Source organism: Streptomyces sp. NPDC091292, from assembly GCF_044757265.1.
Classification (GTDB): Bacteria; Actinomycetota; Actinomycetes; order Streptomycetales; family Streptomycetaceae; genus Streptomyces.
Genome location: NZ_JBIVUQ010000001.1, coordinates 1435969 through 1455263, shown reverse-complemented (window position 1 = coordinate 1455263; position 19295 = coordinate 1435969). Strand labels below are relative to the sequence as shown.

The 19295-nt window shown below is 67.0% G+C and carries 14 protein-coding genes and 1 tRNA gene; 10 read left to right on the top strand and 5 right to left on the bottom strand.

Annotated elements, in window-relative coordinates; genetic code table 11:
- Positions 1-114 precede the first annotated feature (114 nt).
- Complete coding sequence (locus ACIQNU_RS07040; protein WP_401361736.1) at positions 115-432, bottom strand: hypothetical protein; 318 nt, start codon at positions 430-432, stop codon at positions 115-117.
- Positions 433-741: 309 nt separating this feature from the next.
- Positions 742-3495 carry a DNA polymerase I gene (gene polA, locus ACIQNU_RS07035; protein WP_401361733.1) on the bottom strand — a complete coding sequence of 918 codons (2754 nt, stop codon included), beginning with the start codon at positions 3493-3495 and terminating at the stop codon, positions 742-744.
- 188 nt (positions 3496-3683) lie between these two features.
- Here polA and ACIQNU_RS07030 point away from each other — a divergent pair, with 188 nt between their 5' ends.
- The 7 genes from ACIQNU_RS07030 (at position 3684) to ACIQNU_RS07000 (ending at position 13028) form a co-directional block, all read left to right on the top strand.
- Positions 3684-5978 carry an FdhF/YdeP family oxidoreductase gene (locus tag ACIQNU_RS07030; protein WP_401361731.1) on the top strand — a complete coding sequence of 765 codons (2295 nt, stop codon included), beginning with the start codon at positions 3684-3686 and terminating at the stop codon, positions 5976-5978.
- A 125-nt stretch (positions 5979-6103) separates the two neighbouring features.
- Positions 6104-6577: a PaaI family thioesterase gene (locus tag ACIQNU_RS07025; RefSeq protein WP_401361728.1), complete on the top strand. Its 474-nt coding sequence runs from the start codon at positions 6104-6106 to the stop codon at positions 6575-6577.
- 688 nt (positions 6578-7265) lie between these two features.
- Complete coding sequence (locus ACIQNU_RS07020; protein ID WP_401362521.1) at positions 7266-8489, top strand: ABC transporter substrate-binding protein; 1224 nt, start codon at positions 7266-7268, stop codon at positions 8487-8489.
- A 126-nt stretch (positions 8490-8615) separates the two neighbouring features.
- The gene (locus tag ACIQNU_RS07015) at positions 8616-9548 is read left to right on the top strand and encodes a branched-chain amino acid ABC transporter permease (RefSeq protein ID WP_401361726.1); all 933 of its coding nucleotides are present in this window, start codon (positions 8616-8618) and stop codon (positions 9546-9548) included.
- 5 nt (positions 9549-9553) lie between these two features.
- Complete coding sequence (locus ACIQNU_RS07010) at positions 9554-11380, top strand: branched-chain amino acid ABC transporter permease (RefSeq protein ID WP_401361724.1); 1827 nt, start codon at positions 9554-9556, stop codon at positions 11378-11380.
- A gap of 5 nt (positions 11381-11385) precedes the next feature.
- On the top strand, positions 11386-12315 hold the full coding sequence (locus ACIQNU_RS07005; RefSeq protein WP_401361722.1) for an ABC transporter ATP-binding protein: 930 nt from the start codon (positions 11386-11388) through the stop codon (positions 12313-12315).
- The gene (locus ACIQNU_RS07000; RefSeq protein ID WP_401361719.1) at positions 12312-13028 is read left to right on the top strand and encodes an ABC transporter ATP-binding protein; all 717 of its coding nucleotides are present in this window, start codon (positions 12312-12314) and stop codon (positions 13026-13028) included. The genes ACIQNU_RS07005 and ACIQNU_RS07000 overlap by 4 nt, the downstream gene beginning before the upstream one ends.
- Before the next feature lie 74 nt (positions 13029-13102).
- On the opposite strand, the gene ACIQNU_RS06995 is transcribed toward ACIQNU_RS07000, so the two are convergent.
- Entirely contained in the window at positions 13103-13756 is a 654-nt protein-coding gene (locus ACIQNU_RS06995; protein ID WP_401361717.1) for an ANTAR domain-containing response regulator, read from the bottom strand.
- 102 nt (positions 13757-13858) lie between these two features.
- Between ACIQNU_RS06995 and ACIQNU_RS06990 the strand changes: the two genes are divergently transcribed.
- A tRNA-Leu gene (locus tag ACIQNU_RS06990) sits at positions 13859-13931 on the top strand.
- Between the two features lie 107 nt (positions 13932-14038).
- On the top strand, positions 14039-14818 hold the full coding sequence (locus tag ACIQNU_RS06985; RefSeq protein ID WP_401361714.1) for a helix-turn-helix domain-containing protein: 780 nt from the start codon (positions 14039-14041) through the stop codon (positions 14816-14818).
- A 47-nt stretch (positions 14819-14865) separates the two neighbouring features.
- Here ACIQNU_RS06985 and pyk read toward each other — a convergent pair whose 3' ends face one another.
- A complete protein-coding gene (gene pyk, locus ACIQNU_RS06980) occupies positions 14866-16302 on the bottom strand; it encodes a pyruvate kinase (RefSeq protein ID WP_401361711.1) in 1437 nt (478 codons plus the stop codon).
- A gap of 183 nt (positions 16303-16485) precedes the next feature.
- A complete protein-coding gene (locus tag ACIQNU_RS06975) occupies positions 16486-17199 on the bottom strand; it encodes an SIMPL domain-containing protein (protein ID WP_401361709.1) in 714 nt (237 codons plus the stop codon).
- A gap of 205 nt (positions 17200-17404) precedes the next feature.
- Here ACIQNU_RS06975 and ACIQNU_RS06970 point away from each other — a divergent pair, with 205 nt between their 5' ends.
- A complete protein-coding gene (locus ACIQNU_RS06970) occupies positions 17405-19210 on the top strand; it encodes a 5'-nucleotidase C-terminal domain-containing protein (RefSeq protein ID WP_401361707.1) in 1806 nt (601 codons plus the stop codon).
- Positions 19211-19295: the final 85 nt, after the last annotated feature.

Genomic DNA, 19295 nt, shown 5'->3' with positions numbered 1-19295 from the left:
CCGGTTGTCCACGAGCCAGTCGTTCGGCGGGAACGGGCTGGTGGGAAAGGGGACCGGCGAGGACCCGGAAGTCAGGGCCAAAGCCCCTCAGGGGCGCGGTGGTTCGGGCTCCGGTTACCGGAAATGGCGCAAAGAGGCGGCCCGGGTGAGGGCGCGGCGGAGCGCTGAGACGACGATCGGATCGTCTTCGGGGTGCTCGCGGCGCACGCTGACATCGGGGCAGAACGGTCCGCCGGGTCCTCGGTGCCGGATGCGGGGCCGGAACGACAGCGCCGCCCGGATGTCGGGGGACATCCGGACGGCGTACTCCCGTTCCCGGGCGGCACGGCGCAGGCGCTCGGCGGCGGCACCGACCCGGGATATCGGCGCGAGGACGACCACGAGCACACCGGCGACGCCCCCGTCGAGCCGTGCGCGCAGCATGTGACCCATGCCAGGCATCCTCGCGGGGCGCCACGGGGGTGGCCCGGGGGCGGGGTCCAAGCGGGTGACCGTCAAGGGCAACCATGGGTGCCCGTTCGGGCCCCACCCAGTAGCCCGCCAACCGCGAAACGGACTCTCGTACGGGAAGAACCCCCAGGTCAGCAGGCTTCACCGGGCCCGTACGGACAAGACCGACCGGCGCCCCGCGCCTCAAGCCGTCCACACCCGGCCCCGCACCTCAAGCGCCCTGCACCTCAAGCGCCCCGCCCCAGACAACCCGCTTCCCCACCCACCTACTGCGCCGGCCCACCACGCCGACTAATGCGCCGCCGATTCCCAGTCGTCCCCCACGCCCACCGACACATCCAGCGGTGCCCGCAACTGCACGGCGTCGGCCATATGCGTGCGGACCAGGGATTCGACCTTCTTACGCTCACCGGGGGCGATCTCCAGGACTACTTCGTCGTGGACCTGGAGCAGCATGCGGGAGGTGAGGCCGGCCTCGGTGAGGGCACGGTCGACGTTCAGCATGGCGATCTTGACGATGTCGGCGGCGGTGCCCTGGATGGGGGCGTTCAGCGCCATCCGCTCGGCCATTTCGCGGCGCTGACGGTTGTCGCTGTTGAGGTCGGGCAGATAGCGGCGGCGGCCGAAAAGGGTCTCTGTGTACCCGGTCGCGCGGGCCTCGTCGACGACACGGCGCAGATAGTCCCGTACACCTCCGAAGCGCTCGAAGTAGGTGTCCATCAGGCCGCGGGCCTCCGCCGCCTCGATGTTCAGCTGCTGCGAGAGGCCGAACGCCGACAGACCGTACGCCAGGCCGTAGGACATGGCCTTGATCTTGCGGCGCATCTCCGCGTCGACGCCGGAGCGGGTGACACCGAAGACCTGGGACGCGACGGTGGTGTGCAGATCCTCGCCGGAGGTGAACGCCTCAAGCAGGCCCTCGTCCTCGGAGAGGTGGGCCATCACGCGCAGCTCGATCTGGCTGTAGTCCGCCGTCATCAGCGACTCGAAGCCCTCGCCGACGACGAACCCGCGGCGGATCGCGCGGCCCTCGTCGGTACGGACGGGGATGTTCTGCAGGTTCGGGTCGGTGGAGGACAGGCGGCCCGTCGCGGCCACGGTCTGGTTGAACGTGGTGTGGATACGGCCGTCCGCCGCGACCGTCTTGATCAGACCCTCGACGGTGACCCGCAGCTTCGCCTGCTCCCGGTGGCGCAGCATGATCACGGGCAGTTCGTGGTCGGTCTGGGTCGCGAGCCAGGCGAGGGCGTCCGCGTCCGTCGTGTAACCGGTCTTGGTCTTCTTCGTCTTGGGCAGGTCCAGCTCGCCGAAGAACACTTCCTGGAGCTGCTTGGGCGAGCCGAGGTTGAACTCGTGCCCCACGGACGCGTGCGCCTCCTTCACCGCCTGCTGCACGGCGCCCGCGAACATCTGCTCCATCGCCTCCAGATGGGCGCGGTCGGCCGCGATGCCGTGCCGCTCCATCCGGGCGAGCAGCGCCGACGTGGGCAGCTCGACATCCCGCAGAAGGTCGGCCGCGCCGACCTCGGCGATGCGGCTCTCGAACGCTTCGCCGAGGTCGAGGATCGCGCGGGCCTGCACCATCAGCGCATCGGCCTCGGCCTGGTCGTCCGCGCCGAACGCGAGCTGACCGTCGGCGGCCGACGCGGGCTCCAGCTCCCGGCCGAGATACTCCAGCGACAGGGCGTCCAGCGCGAAGGAGCGGCGGCCCGGCTTGACGAGATACGCGGCGAGCGCGGTGTCCATGGTGACGCCCTCGACGCGCCAGCCGTGCTCGGCGAACACCCGCATGACGCCCTTGGCGTTGTGCATGATCTTCGGCTTCGCGGGGTCGGCGATCCAGGCGGCGAACGCCGTCTCGTCGTCCTCGTCGAGCTGCGCCGGGTCGAACCAGGCGGCGGTCCCGTCCGCCCCGGCCAGCGCCACCTCGGTGACCGAACCGGTCCCGAGCGACCACGAGTCCACGGCGGCCAGGCCCAGGACCTCACCGCCGTGCTCCCCCAGCCAGGGCGCGACCTCGCCGGTGCCCAGCACCGTGCCGTCGACCTCGACGCCCGCCTCGGGCTGCGCCGGAGTCTCGGCCTCGGCGCCCGGGTCGACGGCGAGCAGCCGCTCCCGCAGCGACGGGTTACGGATCTCCAAGGTGTCCAGGACCAGGGCGACGCCCTTGCGGTCATAGGGAGCACGCTCCAGGTCGGCGACCGCCTTCGGCAGCTCGACGTCGCGCACCATCTCGGTCAGCCGACGGTTGAGCCGCACCGCGTCCAGGTGATCGCGGAGATTCTGCCCGGCCTTCCCCTTGACCTCCTCGACCCGCTCGACCAACTCGGCGAACGACCCGAACTGGTTGATCCATTTCGCGGCGGTCTTCTCACCGACCCCCGGAATACCCGGCAGATTGTCGGACGGGTCACCGCGCAGCGCCGCGAAGTCGGGGTACTGCTGGGGCGACAGACCGTACTTCTCCTGAACCTTCTCCGGCGTGAACCGGGTCAGCTCGGAGACACCCTTCGTCGGATACAGGACAGTGGTGTGCTCGCTGACCAGCTGGAACGCGTCCCGGTCTCCGGTGACGATCAGCACCTCGAAACCCGCGGCCTCGGCCTGCGTCGCGAGGGTCGCGATCACGTCGTCCGCCTCGAAGCCGTCGATCGCGAACCGCACCGCGTGCATCGCGTCCAGCAGCTCACCGATCAGCTCGACCTGGCCCTTGAACTCGTCGGGGGTCTTCGAGCGGTTCGCCTTGTACTCCGTGAACTCCTCGGAGCGCCAGGTCTTGCGGGAGACGTCGAACGCGACCGCGAAGTGCGTGGGCGCCTCGTCACGCAGGGTGTTCGCGAGCATCGACGCGAAGCCGTAGATCGCGTTCGTCGGCTGGCCCGTCGCGGTCGTGAAATTCTCCGCGGGCAGCGCGAAGAACGCGCGATACGCGAGCGAGTGCCCGTCCATGAGGAGCAGGCGCGGCCGGTCGCCGCCCGCCGTCGTCTGCGCCGGACCGGCCGGATTCGCCGGGCTGACCGTCTTCTTCGATGCTTTCTCTGCCACGTCCCCGATCCTGCCACGCCCCACTGACAACCGGCCCCGCCCCGGGCCCGTACCGGACCGGTGTCCACCCTTGCCGGACCGGCGTCCACCCTTGTCGAACCGGCATCGCAGGGGAACCGGATCGGTGTCAGAGGCACATGGGAGACTCGGCCGAGTACCCCGAAGCGCGTGCTCGAAGAGGAGCAGAGATGGCCAGCAAGCCTCCCCAGAGTGATCCGGTGCAGGACGCACCGCAGGTCAGCGCCGTCCAGCACGCCGCGGCGGGACTGCCCGCGATCGGTCACACCCTGCGCATGGCCCAGCAGCAGATGGGTATCCGGCGCACCGCGTTGACGCTGCTCCGCGTCAACCAGAAGGACGGCTTCGACTGCCCCGGCTGCGCCTGGCCCGAGCCCGACCACCGGCACGCGGCCGAGTTCTGCGAGAACGGCGCGAAGGCGGTCGCCGAGGAAGCGACGCTGCGCCGGGTCACCCCCGACTTCTTCGCGGCGCACCCCGTGACGGACCTGGCGACCCGCAGCGGGTACTGGCTGGGCCAGCAGGGCCGCCTCACGCACCCCATGTACCTGCCCGACGGCGCCGATCGCTACGAACCGGTGACCTGGGAGCGGGCCTTCGCGATCATCGCCGAGGAGTTGGCCGCGCTCGACTCGCCGGACGAGTCCGTCTTCTACACCTCGGGCCGCACCAGCAACGAAGCCGCGTTCCTGTACCAACTGTTCGCGCGCGAGTGGGGCACCAACAACCTGCCGGACTGCTCCAACATGTGCCACGAGTCGTCGGGCTCCGCGCTCACGGAGACCATCGGCATCGGCAAGGGCAGCGTCCTCCTGGAGGACCTGTACCAGGCCGACCTGATCATCGTCGCCGGACAGAACCCGGGCACCAACCACCCCCGCATGCTGTCCGCGCTGGAGAAGGCCAAGGCGAACGGCGCGAAGATCATCTCCGTGAATCCGCTGCCCGAGGCGGGCCTGGAGAAGTTCAAGAACCCGCAGACCCCCAAGGGCCTCCTCAAAGGCGCCCCGCTCAACGACCTGTTCCTGCAGATCCGCCTCGGCGGCGACCAGGCCCTGTTCCGACTCCTCAACAAGCTGATCCTGGAGGCGGATCACGGAGTCGACGAGGACTTCGTCCGCGAACACACCCACGGGTACGAGGAGTTCGTGGCCGCCGCGCGCGCCGCCGACTGGGACGACACCCTCACGGCGACCGGTCTGGAACGCCCGGCCATCGAGGAGGCGCTGCGCATGGTGCTCGCCTCCCGGCGCACGGTCGTCTGCTGGGCGATGGGCCTGACACAGCACAAGCACGCGGTGCCGACGATCCGGGAAGTCGTCAACTTCCTGCTGCTGCGCGGCAACATCGGCCGTCCCGGCGCCGGCGTGTGCCCGGTACGCGGCCACTCGAACGTGCAGGGCGACCGCACCATGGGCATCTTCGAACGCCCCGCACCCGCGTTCCTGGACGCCCTGGAGAAGGAGTTCGGGTTCGCTCCCCCGCGCGAGCACGGCTACGACGTCGTCCGGGCCATCCGCGCGCTGCGCGACGGCGAGGCGAAGGTGTTCTTCGCGATGGGCGGCAACTTCGTGTCCGCGTCACCCGACACCGAGGTCACCGAGGCGGCGATGCGGCGCGCCCGCCTCACCGTCCACGTGTCGACCAAGCTGAACCGTTCGCACGCCGTGACCGGGGCACGCGCGCTGATCCTGCCCACACTCGGCCGCACCGAGCGTGACCTCCAGGTCGGCCCGGAAGGGAAAAGCACGGAACAGTTCGTGACCGTGGAGGACTCCATGGGCATGGTGCACGCGTCACGCGGGCGCCTGGAGCCCGCAAGTCCCCACCTGCTGTCCGAACCGGCGATCGTGTGCCGCCTCGCCCGCGCCGTGCTCGGGCCCGACAGCGACACCCCGTGGGAGGACTTCGAGAAGGACTACGCGACCGTACGCGACCGCATCGCGCGCGTGATCCCCGGTTTCGACGACTTCAACGCGCGCGTGGCGCACCCCGGGGGCTTCGCCCTGCCGCACGCCCCGCGCGACGAACGACGCTTCCCCACCGCGACCGGCAAGGCCAACTTCACCGCCGCGCCCGTCGAGTACCCGAAGCTGCCCGCCGGCCGGCTGCTGCTCCAGACCCTGCGCTCGCACGACCAGTACAACACCACGATCTACGGTCTCGACGACCGCTACCGGGGCATCAAGAACGGCCGCCGCGTCGTCCTGGTCAACCCCGACGACGCGCGGGAACTGGGCATCGCCGACGGCTCGTACACCGATCTGGTGAGTGAGTGGGAGGACGGTGTGGAGCGGCGGGCACCCGGGTTCCGCGTCGTGCACTACCCCACCGCGCGCGGGTGCGCCGCCGCGTACTACCCGGAGACGAATGTGCTGGTGCCGCTGGACGCGACCGCCGACACCAGCAACACGCCCGCGAGCAAGTCCGTCGTCGTCCGGCTGGAACAGACCGCCACGGCCTGAGCGGCGGGAACAAACCGGCACCGCCTAAGCGTTCGCTCAGTCGACCTGATAAGAACAGGCTGCACACAGGGTGCACACGGCACGTAACGCCGTAACGCCTTACGACGACGAACGGAGCCTGCCCCATGGGCGAGCAGCACACCGTGAAGTTCCCGCAAGAGGTCATCGACGAGTACGCGGCGCTCGGCGTCGACCTGGCCGCCCTGTTCTCCGCCGGCCATCTCGGCAGCCGGATGGGTATCCAGATCAAGGAGGCGTCGGCGGACCGCGTCGTCGGCACCATGCCCGTCGAGGGCAACACCCAGCCCTACGGGCTGCTGCACGGCGGAGCGTCCGCGGTGCTCGCCGAGACCCTCGGCTCGGTCGGCTCGATGCTGCACGGCGGCGTCGGCAAACTCGCCGTCGGCGTCGACCTCAACTGCACCCACCACCGCGCCGCCAAGTCCGGCCTGGTCACCGGCGTCGCCACACCCGTCCACCAGGGCCGCTCCACGGCCACGTACGACATCGTGATCAGCGACGAGGACGGCAAGCGGGTGTGCAGCGCGCGGCTGACGTGCCTGCTGCGCGAGGTCTCCCCGGGCGACGCCCCACGCTGAGGCGGCGGGTGCGGCAGCCCCCACCCGGCAGCCGCACCGCCCAAGCCCATACCCATACCCCCAGCCCCAGCCCCAGCCCCAGCCCCAGCCCCAGCCCCAGCCCCAGCCCCAGCAACCCCATACTCCCCTCAAGCCCATTGATTCCGGATTCTCCGGACTTCCGTTCGCGACCCTCCCGAAAAGGCCTTTTGCCGGGGACAGCCGGACAACTCGGTGTATCGCTGAGCGGACATAAGTGGCTGATTCCTCGGAACTACGGCTGAATGCCGATCTTCCCTTCTTCCGTCGGTCGCGGTAACGCTACGTAACACGCGCGCAATACGGCCGCCCCCGGCCGATCTCCGCCGGCACCCGCCTCCGTGATCTTTCCCAGCCGCTTCGTACGGCCTCCGATTCCAAGAACTCCGGACCCCGCCCGACGGCCAAGCGGAGGTGGGGGTTTTCAGAATGTGGACGGCGGAGGCAAAGCACCAGACCAGCCGACACTCCCCTTTACGGAACCTCAAATTCCGCCCCGTCATAACAAGAGAGTCACAAGCACGCCAGCATCACTGCCTAAGGCCAAGGACCAGGCTTAGAGTCACCGCCAGTCACCGCTCCATCGGGAGTTCGGTACCAGCGCGGCAGGCGGCCGACTCAGCAGAGAAGGCCCCGCCAGCGGAAAGGACTGATTGTGCGACAGCGTTCTTTGCTGATCCTTACCTCCGTTCTCACCACCGGAGCCCTGACCCTCACCGCGTGTGGCTCCCGTGACGACAGCGGCAAGAGCGGCAGCGGCGACGGCGACACCACCACGCTGACCATCGGCGTCGACGCCCCCCTCTCCGGCGAGAACTCCGCCACCGGCCTCGGCATCCAGTACGGCGCCCAGATCGCCGTCGACGACGCCAACAAAAAGAACACCGTGCCGGGCGTCAAGTTCAAGCTCCTGGCCCTCGACGACAAGGCACAGCCCGCCACCGGGCAGCAGAACGCCACCGCCCTCGTCGGCGACAAGAGCGTCGTCGGCGTCGTCGGCCCGCTGAACTCCGGCGTCGCCCAGTCCATGCAGCAGGTCTTCGAATCCGCCAACCTGGTCGAGATCTCGCCGTCCAACACGAACCCCGAGCTGACCCAGGGCAAGAACTGGCAGACGGACAAGAAGCGCCCGTACAAGACGTACTTCCGCACCGCCACCACCGACGCCCTCCAGGGCGGCTTCGCGGCCGACTACGCCTTCAACGGCCTCAAGAAGAAGAACGTCTTCGTCGTCGACGACAAGCAGACCTACGGCGCCGGCCTCGCCAAGATCTTCAAGGAGCAGTTCACCAGCCTCGGCGGCAAGGCCGTCGGCACCGACCACGTCAACACCGGCGACAAGGACTTCGGCTCCCTCGTCACCAAGATCAAGGCCGCCAAGGCCGACATCGTCTACTACGGCGGCCAGTACGACGAGTCGCAGCTCATCACCAAGCAGCTCAAGGAAGCCGGCGTCAAGATCCCGCTGTTCGGCGGCGACGGCATGTTCACCCCGACCTACATCGAGACCGCCGGCGCCACCGCCGAAGGCGACCTCGTCACCTCCGTCGGCGTCCCCGTCGACACCCTGCCCGCCGCCAAGGAATTCATCGCCACCTACAAGGCCAAGGGCTACAAGGGCGACTACGGCACCTACGGCGGCTACTCCTACGACGCCGCCACCGCCATCATCAACGCCGTGAAGGCCGCCAAGGCCGCCAACGGCGACAAGCTCCCCACCGGCGACGACCTCCGCTCCAAGGTCGTCGAAGAGGTCGGCAAGAGCGACTTCGAAGGCATCACCGGCAAGGTCTCCTTCGACGAGTTCGGCGACACCGGCAACAAGCAGCTCACCGTCTACCAGGTCAAGAGCGGCAAGTGGGAGGCCGTCAAGACCGGCACCTACACCGGCTGACACCACCAGCACACCCGCACCACACCAGCACCACACCAGGGCCGCGCGGAAGGCAGACCCCAACCGCGCGGCCCACCTGTTACCCCCACCCTTGCATTCACTTCCAGCGACAATGGAGGCCATGCGGTGAACACCCTGCCGCAGCAGCTGGCCAACGGGCTGCTCCTCGGCTCGATGTACGGGCTGATCGCCATCGGATACACGATGGTGTACGGCATCGTCCAGCTGATCAACTTCGCCCACGGCGAAATCTTCATGACCGGCGGCTTCGGTGCCCTCACCGTGTACGCGTACGTGCTGCCATCCGGAATATCGATCTGGACCGCCCTCCCCCTGATGCTCATAGGAGGCGGCCTCATCGCCGTCCTCTTCGCCGTCGGGGCGGAACGGTTCGCCTATCGACCACTACGCGGCGGCCCACGCCTGGCCCCCCTCATCACCGCCATCGGCCTCTCCCTGGCGCTCCAGGAAGTCGTACGCAACTTCTACCCCAAGGCCGACAAGCCCCGCGTCTTCCCCGAACTCGGCAGCGGCTCCTACGACATCGGCTCCCTCACCATCAGCAACGCCGACATCTTCCTCCTCGGCGCAGCCGCCCTCTGCATGACCTCACTCGCCCTGTTCGTCCGCCGCAGCCGCACCGGACGCGCCATGCAGGCCACCGCCCAGGACCCCGACACCGCACAGCTCATGGGCATCGACACCAACCGCATCATCGTCATCGCCTTTGCCATCGGCGGCTTCTTCGCCGCCGTCGCCGCCGTCGCCTACGGCTTCAAATACGGCCACGTCGAATACCGCATGGGCTTCCTCATGGGCCTCAAGGCATTCACCGCCGCCGTACTCGGCGGCATCGGCAACATCTACGGCGCCATGCTCGGCGGCATCGTCCTCGGCCTCTCCGAAACCCTCGCCAGCGCCTACATCGACGGCATCCCCGGCATGCAGCAGCTCGGCGGCGCCAGTTGGGCCAACGTCTGGGCCTTCTGCCTCCTCATCCTCGTCCTGCTGTTCAGGCCACAAGGCCTGCTCGGCGAACGCGTCGCGGACAGGGCGTGAACACGATGACGACCACCACCAAGAACACGGCCACCCCGACGGCCACCGCCCTCATCCCCCTCCCCCAGGCCACCGCCCGCGCCCTCACCGTCGCCGGCGGCATCGCCACCGCCGTATCCGCCTTCCTCGCCTGGACCTGGACCAGCGACTTCCCCGGCGACCTCACGGTCTACGGCTACCCCGGCGGCCTCCAGTGGATGACCCTCATCGCCGGGCTCATCACCACCCTCTACGGCCTCGCCGCCTACGACATCCCGGCCCTGCGCCGCGTCAACCCCGGTGGCACCGACGCACCCCTCTTCCTCGCCGCACTCGGCGCCTTCGGCACCACCTGGTTCACCGTCATCGCCATCGCCGCCAAACTCGGCGGCGTCGCCAACCTCGAACCCGGCGGATACATCGCCGCCGTCGCCAGCCTCCTCCCCGTCATCGGCGCCCTCGCCCTCCCCCAGCACACCGGCACCACCCCCGGCGACGGCACCAACCCCGTAAAAGAAACCCTGCGCACCCTCATCAGGAAGCCCGACCGCTTCCCCGCCCCGCAGGAAATGCGGCCCTGGCTCCAGCGCGCCGTCATCACCCTCACCGCCGTCATCGGCCTGGTGATCTTCACCTACGGCATCGACACCCCCTCCGAAGAAGGCGAAACCTTCATCGGATACCTCATCGTCGTCGTCTTCGCCGCCTGGGCCCTCATCACCGCCGGCATCGTCGACCGCCTCTCCCGACTCGCCGCCGACAACCGCGCCTTCACCCTCGCCATGGGGTTCATCGCGGCCATCGCCTTCCCCTTCACCCAAAGCGACGACCACTACGCCAACATCGGCGTCAACATCCTCATCTTCGGAACCGTCGCCCTCGGCCTCAACATCGTCGTCGGCCTCGCCGGACTCCTCGACCTCGGCTACGTCGCCTTCCTCGGCGTCGGCGCCTACGCCGCAGCCCTCGTCTCCGGCTCCGAATTCTCCCGCTTCGCCGGCGTCCAATTCCCCTTCTGGGCCGCCGCCCTCACCGGCGCCGCCGCATCCCTCATCTTCGGCGTCCTCATCGGCGCCCCCACCCTGAGGCTCCGCGGCGACTACCTCGCCATCGTCACCCTCGGCTTCGGAGAAATCTTCCGCATCGCCGTCAACAACATGGACGGCGACTCCGGACCCGACATCACCAACGGCCCCAACGGCATCCCCGCCATCCCCGACCTGGAATTCTTCGGCTTCAACCTCGGAGAATCCCACGACATCGCCGGCATCACCCTCGGCCGATTCGCCAACTACTACCTCCTGATGGTGCTGATCATGGCCATCGTCGTCCTCGTATACAACCGCGCATCCGACTCCCGCATCGGCCGCGCCTGGGTCGCCATCCGCGAAGACGAAACCGCCGCCACCGCCATGGGCATCAACGGCTTCCGCGTCAAACTCATCGCCTTCGCACTCGGCGCCACACTCGCCGGACTCGCCGGCACCGTCAGCGCCCACGTCACCTACAACGTCGTACCCAACCCCTACCAATTCGCGGGCTCCACACCACCCAACTCGGCGTTCCTCCTCGCCGCCGTCGTCCTCGGCGGCATGGGCACCGTCAGCGGCCCCCTCCTCGGCGCCGCACTCCTCTACCTGCTCCCCGAAAAACTCGTCTTCCTCAAAGACAAATCACTCCTCGCCTTCGGCATCGCCCTCGTCCTCCTCATGCGCTTCCGGCCCGAAGGCATCATCGCCAACCGCCGCCAGCAACTCGAATTCCACGAAACCGGGCAACTCGACGTACCCGAACAAGGGCTCAGCCCCGAATCGGCCACACCCACCGTCGACGTCACCAAGGCGGGGGCGTAACCACCATGACAACCACCACCCCGACCACCACCGGCACCCCCGTACTCGAAGCCACCGGCGTCACCATGCGCTTCGGCGGCCTCACCGCCGTACGCTCCGTCGACTTCACCGTCAACAGCGGCGAAATCGTCGGACTCATCGGCCCCAACGGCGCCGGCAAAACCACCTTCTTCAACTGCCTCACCGGCCTCTACATCCCCACCGAAGGCCAAGTCGCCTACAAAGGCACCGTCCTGCCACCCAAACCCCACCTCGTCACCCAGGCAGGCATCGCCCGCACCTTCCAAAACATCCGACTCTTCTCCAACATGACCGTCCTGGAGAACGTCCTCGTCGGCCGCCACACCCGCACCAAAGAAGGACTCTGGTCCGCACTCCTCCGCGGCCCCGGCTTCCGCAAAGCCGAAGCCGCGTCAGAAGAACGCGCCATGGAACTCCTCACCTTCATCGGCCTCGCCCACAAACGAGACCACCTCGCCCGCAACCTCCCCTACGGCGAACAACGCAAGCTCGAAATCGCCCGCGCACTCGCCAGCGACCCCGGACTCCTCCTCCTCGACGAGCCCACCGCCGGCATGAACCCCCAAGAAACCCGCGCCACCGAAGAACTCGTCTTCGCCATCCGGGAACAAGGCATCGCCGTCCTCGTCATCGAGCACGACATGCGCTTCATCTTCAACCTCTGCGACCGAGTCGCCTGCCTCGTCCAAGGCGAAAAACTCGTCGAAGGCACCAGCGACGTCGTCCAAAGCGACGAACGCGTCATCGCCGCCTACCTCGGCACCCCCTTCGAAGGCGCACCCGAAGACCCCGCCATCGAAGAAGTCCAAGCAGCCGAAGCCGCCGCCGATCACGACGAAAACCCCGTCCAGGACGCCGCCCCCGCCAAGGCACCCCACCCCACGGACGGCCCCTCGGAAGGAGACGACCAGTGACCACACTCCTCCAGGTCGAGGACCTCAAAGTCGCCTACGGCAAAATCGAAGCCGTCAAAGGCATCTCCTTCACCGTCGAGGCCGGCCAGGTCGTCACCCTCATCGGCACCAACGGCGCCGGAAAAACCACCACCCTCCGCACCCTCTCCGGCCTCCTCAAGCCACTCAGCGGCAAAATCACCTTCGACGGGAAACCCCTCACCGGCACACCCGCCCACAAAATCGTCTCCCTCGGCCTCGCCCACTCCCCCGAAGGCCGCCGCATCTTCCCCCGCCTCACCATCGCCGAAAACCTCAAACTCGGCGCGTTCCTCCGCAAGGACCAGGACGGCATCCAAAAAGACATCCAACGCGCCTACGACCTGTTCCCCATCCTCGGAGAACGCCAGAAACAAGCCGCCGGAACCCTCTCCGGAGGCGAACAACAAATGCTCGCCATGGGCCGCGCCCTCATGTCACAACCCAAACTCCTCATGCTCGACGAACCCTCCATGGGCCTCTCACCGATCATGATGCAGAAAATCATGGCGACCATCACCGAACTCAAAGCACAAGGCACCACCATCCTGCTCGTCGAACAGAACGCCCAAGCAGCGCTCTCACTCGCCGACCAGGGACACGTCATGGAAGTCGGCAAAATCGTCCTCTCCGGCACAGGACAAGACCTCCTCCACGACGAATCCGTCCGCAAGGCATACCTCGGCGAGGACTGACACACCGGGCAGTGACATGGCGGAGGGCGGTATCCCCGGGGATACCGCCCTCCGCCATGTCACGACCCCGGGATCTACGACCCCTTCGCCGACTTCTTCTCCTTGGCGTCCTCAATGACCGCCTCCGCCACCTGCTGCATCGACAAACGCCGATCCATCGACGTCTTCTGAATCCACCGGAACGCCGCCGGCTCCGTCAACCCGTACTCCGTCTGCAACACCGACTTCGCCCGATCCACCAGCTTCCGCGTCTCCAGCCGCTGCGTGAGGTCCGCGACCTCCTTCTCCAACGTCCGCAACTCCGTGAACCGCGACACCGCCATCTCAATCGCCGGCACCACATCACTCTTGCTGAACGGCTTCACCAGATAAGCCATCGCACCCGCATCACGCGCCCGCTCCACCAGATCGCGCTGCGAAAACGCCGTCAGCATCAAAACCGGCGCGATCGACTCCTCGGCGATCTTCTCCGCCGCCGAGATACCGTCCATCTTCGGCATCTTCACATCCAGGATCACCAGATCAGGGCGGTGCTCCCGAGCCAGCTCGACAGCCGCCTCACCGTCCCCCGCCTCACCGACGACGCTGTAGCCCTCCTCCTCCAGCATCTCCTTCAGATCGAGACGGATCAGCGCCTCGTCCTCGGCGATGACGACACGGGTGGTCAGCGGAGGCACGTGCGACTTGTCGTCATCGGCAACGGGCTGGTGCGACTCGGGGGCGGTCACGGGGGCTCCTTGGTCAGGGCAGAGATACAGCTCCCAAGAGCGTACCGAGCTACGGTATGGTGGGGGCACGGCGGGTGACCCCGTACCTTCGTTTTACAGGAAGCCTCGGTAGTCCAGCGGTAGAGACACGGTGCTCAAACCACCGCCAGCGTGGGTTCGAATCCCACCCGAGGCACTTTTCCTTAGATCTCAAGGTCACGACACCAAAGCGGATGTCCACGTTCTCGTGAACATCCGCTTTTTCGCTACCCAAAGCAGCGACCGGTGACGCAGAGTAGTCACATGGACCACCACAGCTCTTCGATCCGCGAACAAGCGGTCGCACTCATGCGCCAGGGAATCCCCAACCACGTCGTCGCCGAACATCTCGGTATCCCTCGCGGAACCATCGGATGGTGGCGCAGCGAAGACCGCAGGTTACGAGGTGAGGTGTACGAGCAGCCAACGGACTGTCCTCGCTGCACGCAACGCCCGTACGACCGAGAGGCGTACGCCTATCTGCTGGGCCTCTATCTCGGAGACGGGCACATCATCGCCAAGCGGAAACAGCACCACCTGTCGATCTTCTGCAATGCGAAGCAAACCGGACTGGTCGCGGCGGCCGAGCAGGCAATGTTCAAGGTGATGCCCCAGGCGAACATCAGCCGCAGGACCAGGACGGGCTGCACCGAGGTCAAGTCGTACAGCATGCATTGGCCCTGCCTGTTCCCCCAGCACGGTCCCGGCAAGAAGCATGAGCGGGTCATCGCGCTGGAGCCTTGGCAGCAGGATGTCGTGGACGCCCATCCGTGGGAGTTCCTGCGGGGGCTCATCCACTCCGACGGGTGTCGGGTCGTCAACTGGACCGAGCGGACCGTCGGTGGTGAGCGGAAGCGCTACGAGTATCCGCGGTACTTCTTCACGAACGTCTCCGACGACATCAGGGGGCTGTACACGGACACTCTCGACGGACTCGGCATCACATGGACCCACTGCACCCGACAGGGGAATCCGTACAACATATCCGTGGCCCGCAAGACCGATACCGCCCTCATGGACCAACACATCGGGCCGAAGTACTGATCCGTGCTCAGTACCCCGGCCCTGGTATCCCCGTCGCGACGGGGTGCTTACTTCGGGGAGTCGTCCTCGCCGATGTGGTGGACGCGGACCAGGTTGGTCGAGCCGGAGACTCCGGGCGGGGAGCCGGCCGTGATGACGACGATGTCGCCCTTTTCGCAGCGCCCGATCTTCAGGAGCTGTTCGTCGACCTGGTCGACCATCGCGTCCGTGGAGTCGACATGCGGGCCGAGGAAGGTCTCGACGCCCCAGGTGAGGTTGAGCTGGGAGCGGGTCGCCGGGTCGGGGGTGAAGGCGAGCAGCGGGATGGGTGAGCGGTAGCGGGAGAGGCGTCGGACGGTGTCGCCGGACTGAGTGAAGGCGACGAGGAATTTGGCGCCGAGGAAGTCGCCCATTTCGGCGGCGGCGCGGGCGACGGCTCCGGCCTGGGTGCGGGGCTTGTTCCGTTCGGTGAGCGGCGGCAGTCCCTTGGCGAGGATGTCTTCCTCGGCGGCTTCGACGATGCGGGACATGGTGCGGACGGTTTCGACGGGGTACTTGCCGACGCTGGTTTCGCCGGAGAGCATGACGGCGTCGGTGCCGTCGATGACGGCGTTGGCGACGTCGGAGGCTTCGGCGCGGGTGGGTCGGGAGTTGTCGATCATCGAGTCGAGCATTTGGGTGGCGACGATGACGGGTTTGGCGTTGCGCTTGGCGAGTTTGATGGCGCGTTTTTGGACGATGGGGACCTGTTCGAGGGGCATTTCGACGCCGAGGTCTCCGCGGGCGACCATGATGCCGTCGAAGGCGGCGACGATGTCGTCGATGTTCTCGACGGCTTGGGGTTTTTCGATTTTGGCGATGACGGGGAGGTGGCGGCCTTCTTCTTTCATGATGCGGTGGACGGCGTCGATGTCGTGTCCGGTGCGGACGAAGGAGAGGGCGATGACGTCGAAGCCGGTGCGGAGGGCCCAGCGGAGGTCTGCTTCGTCTTTTTCGGAGAGTGCGGGGACGGAGACGGCGACGCCGGGGAGGTTGAGGCCTTTGTGGTCGGAGACCATGCCGCCTTCGATGACGGTGGTGTGGACGCGGGGGCCGTCGACGGAGGTGACTTCGAGGCAGACTTTGCCGTCGTCGACGAGGATGCGTTCGCCGGTGGTGACGTCGGTGGCGAGGCCGTCGTAGGTGGTGCCGCAGGTGTGGCGGTCGCCTTGGTGGCCGTCTTCGACGGTGATGGTGAAGGTGTCGCCGCGTTCAAGGAGTACGGGGCCTTCGCTGAAGCGGCCGAGTCGGATCTTCGGGCCTTGAAGGTCGGCGAGGAGGCCGACGCTGCGGCCGGTTTCGTCGGCGGCTTTGCGTACGCGCTGGTAGCGGTCCTCGTGGTCGGCGTAGGTGCCGTGGCTGAGGTTGAAGCGGGCTACGTCCATTCCGGCTTCTACGAGTGCTTTGATCTGCTCGTACGAGTCGGTGGCGGGGCCCAGGGTACAGACGATTTTTGCTCGGCGCATGGGTCGAGCCTAGGGCTTACCGGTGGGTAGAGAATTGGTCGCGCATGACTACTCAACAACCTTTGCGTGAAGGACTCTTGACAAGTGTTGAATTGTGCGCGGGGGTGCTCCGATGAGCATATGGGGCGCCCCCGTGCGCTGTTTTCCGGGGCGGTTTTTCTGTGACTGCGGGTGGTGTTTTGGTCACAGGTGGGGTGGGGCCATGGTGAAGCGGGCGTTGACCTCTGCGTAGACGTGTTGGCGTTGGGGTTCGAGGTCGAGGGGTGCGGCTTCGTCGGTGGCGCTGCCTGCGTAGGCGGCCATGCGCATGCCGCCGCCGGCCATCTCCATGGCGGGGTAGGGGTTGGTGTTTTCGGCGCCGATGTCGGCGAGTTCGACGAGGGCGGCGAGGGTGGTGCCGAGGGCGTCGGCGTATTCGCGGGCGCGTTGGACGGCTTCTTGGACGGCGGTGCGGCGGGCTTGGCGGTGGGCGGGTGAGTCGGGGCGGAGGTCCCACCAGGGGCCGTCGACGTGGGTGAGGTCGAGGTCGGCGAGGCGGGTGGTGAGTTCGCCGAGTGCGGTGAAGTCGGTGAGTTCGGCGGTGAGGTGGACGCGGCCGTGGTAGGCGCGGATGCGTTCGCCGCGGCCGTGTTTGGTGAGTTGGGGGCTGATGGAGAAGGCGCCGGTTTCGAGTTTTTCGACGGCGTCTCCGTAGGTTTTGACGAGGTCGAGGACGGTGGTGTTGCGGCGGGTGAGGTCGGTGAGTGCTTCGCGGCGGTCGGTGCCGCGGGCGGTGACGGTGATGGCGATGCGGGCGATTTCGGGGTCGACGTCGAGGTGGGCTTGGCCGCGGACGGCGATGCGGGGGGCGTCGGGGGTGCCGTAGGGGACGGGGGGTGGGGGTTCGTGGGTGGTCATGTCCCCACTGTGGCATCGGGGCCGGGGCCTTTGGGTGGTCGGCGGCTTGTCATCCGATGGAAATGTGTGGGGGGTGTTGCGGGAGGGCGTGGGTGGTCCAGAATCTACGCGCGTTGTGTCTCGGTCCATCGGCGGCACGCGCCACCCCCACGCGTGCGCGGTCGCCGACCGTGTCCACTGGTTTCGAAGGTGTCAGGGAGTAGAAATGCCGCTCGACAGAAGGTCGTTCCTGGGTCGGACCGCTGCGACGGGGGCGGGGGTCGCGCTGGCGTCCTCGGTGGCCTCGCCCGCGGTGGCGTCGGGTTCCGGGGGCGCGCATCAGGACCGGGCGAAGCGGTATTCGTTCACGGTGCTGGGGACGACGGATCTGCACGGCAATGTCTTCAACTGGGATTACTTCACGGACAAGGAGTTCGACGACGCGGCGCACAATGATGTGGGCCTGGCGAAGATCTCGACGCTGGTGGAGCAGATCCGTAAGGAGAAGGGGCGTGGGAACACGCTGCTGATCGATGCGGGTGACACGATTCAGGGTACGCAGCTGTCGTATTACTACGCGAAGGTCGATCCGATCACGGCGAAGCGTGGTCCGGTGCATCCGATGGCGCAGGCGATGAACGCGATGCGTTATGACGCGGCGGCGCTCGGTAACCATGAGTTCAATTATGGGATTCCGGTGCTGCGGAAGTTCGAGGAGCAGTGCTGTTTCCCGCTGCTGGGTGCGAACGCGCTGGATGCGAAGACGTTGAAGCCGGCTTTCCCGCCGTATGTGATCAAGAGCATGCGTACGCCGCATGGGCGGGATGTGCGGGTGGCGATCCTGGGGCTGACGAATCCGGGGATCGCGATCTGGGACAAGGCGAATGTGCAGGGGAAGATGGTGTTCCCGGGTCTGGAGGAGCAGGCGGCGAAGTGGGTGCCGAAGCTGCGGTCGATGGGTGCGGACGTGGTGATCGTGTCGGCGCATTCGGGGTCGAGCGGCACGTCGTCGTACGGGGATCAGGTGCCGTATGTGGAGAACGCGGCGGGTCTGGTCGCGGAGCAGGTGCCGGGGATCGACGCGATTCTGGTGGGTCACGCGCATGCGGAGATCGCCGAGAAGTTCGTAACGAACAAGCAGACCGGTAAGCAGGTGCTGTTGTCGGAGCCGGCCAAGTGGGGTCAGCGGCTGACGGTGTTCGACTTCGACGTGGTGTGGGAGAAGGGCCGCTGGACGGTCGAGAAGGCGGGGGCGAAGGTCCTCAACTCGAACACGGTGGCGGAGGACCCGAAGATCACTCGTCTGCTGTCGGACGAGCACAAGAAGGTCGTGGCGTACGTCAATCAGGTGGTGGGGACGAACGCGGTCGCGATGACGTCGGCTGAGGCGCCGTACAAGGATGTGCCGATCATCGATTTGATCAATCACATTCAGGCGGCGGCGGTGAAGGACGCGCTGGCGGGTACGGAGTATGCGGCGCTTCCGGTGCTTTCGCAGGCGGCGTGTTTCTCGCGGAGTGCGGTGATTCCGGCGGGTGAGGTGACGATCCGTGATGTGGCGGGTCTGTATGTGTTCGAGAACACGCTGGAGGCGCGTCTGATGACGGGTGCGCAGATGAAGGCGTATCTGGAGTTCTCGGCGAATTATTTCGTGCAGACGGCGGCGGGTGCTCCGGTGGATCCGGCGAAGCTGACGAATGCGAACAACACGCCGGACTACAACTACGACGTGGTGAGCGGGTTGTCGTACGAGGTGGACATCGCGAAGCCGGCGGGGTCGCGGGTGTCGAAGGTGATGTTCGAGGGTGCTCCGCTGGCGGATGGTGCGCAGTTCGTGTTCGCGGTGAACAACTACCGTGCGAATGGCGGCGGTAACTTCCCGCATGTGGCCGCCGCCAAGCAGGTGTGGGCGAATTCGGACGAGATCCGTAACACGATGATCTCGTGGGTGAAGACGAAGGGGGCCATTGACCCGGCGGAGTTCGCTTCCGTCGACTGGAAGCTGACGCGGGACGGTGTGCCGGTCTTCTAGGAGCGGGTTTCGCCGGGGGCCGGTGCGGAATCTGCGGGCCGTCTGTGGCTGGTCGCGCAGTTCCCCGCGCCCCTGCGGGCGCGGA